This is a genomic window from Actinoplanes sp. NPDC026619, from assembly GCF_040638295.1.
GTDB lineage: Bacteria > Actinomycetota > Actinomycetes > Mycobacteriales > Micromonosporaceae > Actinoplanes.
Genome location: NZ_JBEZYA010000094.1, coordinates 1 through 1,322, shown reverse-complemented (window position 1 = coordinate 1,322; position 1,322 = coordinate 1). Strand labels below are relative to the sequence as shown.

Sequence of the window (1,322 nt, the reverse complement as noted above, 5' to 3'; positions counted from 1 at the left end):
GTGCCATTTAGCGGGTTGGTGTGGGTAGCTCTAACGGGTTGATGGCGCACAAAAAGGGCGGCACGCAAGGGGTCGGTGCTCGTTCGACGGTTGCTAAGGCCGGTCGAACAAGGGATCCACGTGCGTGCCGCTGTTGTGCTCAACCGTCTGCTCGGGTTCAAGGCAACGGTCGTGGAGGGTGTCGATTTCGTCGGTAACCAGATGATCGTGCGGGTGCGGCTGCGGGCGGCGTATCTGGTGTGTCCGTGCGGGAAACGCAGCCGGGCCCGGTACGACACCTCGTGCCGGCGGTGGCGGCATGTCGATTTCGGCCGGCATCGGGTGGTGATCGAAGCGCAGATCCGCCGGGTCGACTGCCGCGGGTGCGGGCGGGTCCGCACCGAGTGGATGCCGTGGGCCCGGCCCGGTGCCCGGCATACCCGTGACTTCGAGGATATGGCCGCCTGGCTGGTCAAACGGATGTCGAAGAGTGCGGTCGCGTCCCTGCTGGGCAGCACCTGGGAGACCGTGGACGCGCTGGTAGCCAGACTCGTCGATGAGCACCTCGACACGGCCCGGCTCGACGGGCTCTACCGCATCGGCGTGGATGAGATCGCCTACCGCAAGGGCCGTAAGTTCCTGACCGTGGTCGCCGATCACGACACCGGTCGGGTGGTGTTCGTCGGTGAGGGCCGTAACCAGCACGTCCTGGGCGCGTTCCTGCAGTCGCTCGGCGAGGCCGGCCGGGCCCGGATCGAAGCGGTCAGCATGGACATGACCGCGATCTACCGCAAGGCCACCATCAAACATGTGCCGGACGCGAAGGTCTGCCTGGACCCGTTCCACGTGATCAAGTGGGCGTCCGAAGCCTTGGATCTGGCCTACTACGGCACCTCCCACCTGGCCGCACCCATCACGGTCGATGGGCTCACACCCGCCCGGACCTGGCAGAAAGTCCGCGGCGCCCTGCGTCTGCCGGCCGAGAAACACGATCCGCAACGAGCCGCGATCATCGAACAGCTACGCCGCAAACATCCCCGCCTGCACCGCGCCTGGGTACTGAAAGAAGCCCTGCGTGACCTCTACCGCATCCCCGCCGACCAGGCCGAAGATCACCTACGGCGCTGGATGACCCGGGCACGACGCAGCGGTATCAACGCTTTCGCGGCCCTCGCCCGGCGGCTACGCCACCACAAAACCGGCATCCTCAACGCCATCCACCTCGGACTGTCGAACTCGCTCCTGGAAGCCATCAACGCCGGCATCCGCCTCATCCAACGCCGCGCCCACGGCTACGCCAACCTCGACAACCTCATCGAAATGATCCACCTCTGCCACGGCGG

1 protein-coding gene is annotated in these 1,322 nt (G+C 66.3%); it reads left to right on the top strand.

What is annotated here, in order from left to right; all coding sequences use genetic code 11:
• Nucleotides 1-120: 120 nt before the first annotated feature.
• The coding region (locus tag AB0E90_RS51680) for an ISL3 family transposase (protein ID WP_360421236.1) at nt 121-1,322 on the top strand (1,202 nt) is incomplete at its 3' end.